2 protein-coding genes are annotated in these 1,142 nt (G+C 68.3%); both read left to right on the forward strand.

What is annotated here, in order from left to right; genetic code table 11:
* The coding region (locus tag ACLU3S_RS37000) for a CoA transferase subunit A (RefSeq protein ID WP_413956355.1) at positions 1–483 on the forward strand (483 nt) is incomplete at its 5' end.
* Positions 483–1,127 (forward strand): CoA transferase subunit B, encoded by a 645-nt coding sequence (locus ACLU3S_RS37005; RefSeq protein WP_413956356.1) that lies wholly within the window; start codon positions 483–485, stop codon positions 1,125–1,127. The genes ACLU3S_RS37000 and ACLU3S_RS37005, both read left to right, overlap by 1 nt.
* Positions 1,128–1,142: the final 15 nt, after the last annotated feature.

The following is a 1,142-nucleotide window of genomic DNA, read 5'->3' on the forward strand; positions in this document are numbered from 1 at the left end:
GAACTGGAAGTGGAACTCATCCCCCAGGGCACCCTCGCCGAACGCCTGCGCGCCGGCGGCGCCGGCATCCCCGCCTTCTACACCCCCGCCGGCGTGGGCACCCAGGTCGCCGACGGCAACCTCCCCTGGCGCTACGACACCTCCGGCAACGTCGCACTCGCCTCCCCCGCCAAAGAAGTACGCGACTTCGACGGCACCCCCCACGTCCTCGAACACGGCATCCGCACCGACTACGCCCTCATCCGCGCCGCCCGCGGCGACCGGCACGGCAACCTCGTCTTCCGCAAATCCACCCGCAACTTCAACCCCCTCGCCGCCATGGCCGGCAAAATCACCATCGCCGAAGTCGAAGAACTCACCGAACCCGGCACCATCGACCCCGACGCCGTCCACCTGCCCGGCATCTTCGTCCAACGCGTCCTGCCCCTCACCCCCCAACAAGCAGCCGACAAGAAGACCGAACGCCGGACGGTGACCCACTGATGCCCTGGAACCGCCAGGAGATGGCCGCCCGCGCCGCCCGCGAACTACACGACGGCCAATACGTCAACCTCGGCATCGGCCTGCCCACCCTCATCCCCAACCACCTCCCCCCCGACATCGAAGTCATCCTCGAATCCGAGAACGGCATCCTCGGCACCGGCCCCTACCCCACCGACGACACCGTCGACCCCGACCTGATCAACGCCGGCAAGGAAACCGTCACCGTCCTGCCCGGCGCCTCCTTCTTCGACTCCGCCCTCTCCTTCGCCATGATCCGCGGCGGCCACATCGACGTCGCCGTCCTCGGCGCCATGCAGGTCTCCGCCCACGGCGACCTCGCCAACTGGGCCGTCCCCGGCACCCTCGTCACCGGCATCGGCGGCGCCATGGACCTCGTCCACGGCGCCCGCCAGGTCATCGCCCTCATGACCCACACCACCAAAGACGGCACACCCAAAATCCTCAACCAGTGCACCCTCCCCCTCACCGGCAAAGCATGCGTCAACCGCATCATCACCGACCTCGCCGTCCTCGACATCACCGACACCGGCCTCCTCCTCACCGAAACCGCACCCGGCGTGCACGTGAACGACGTCATCGCCGCGACCGACGCCCAACTCACCGTGCACAAGGACCTGCTGTGAACCCCGTCCACAACG

The organism is Streptomyces sp. AF1A (assembly GCF_047340315.1).
GTDB lineage: Bacteria > Actinomycetota > Actinomycetes > Streptomycetales > Streptomycetaceae > Streptomyces.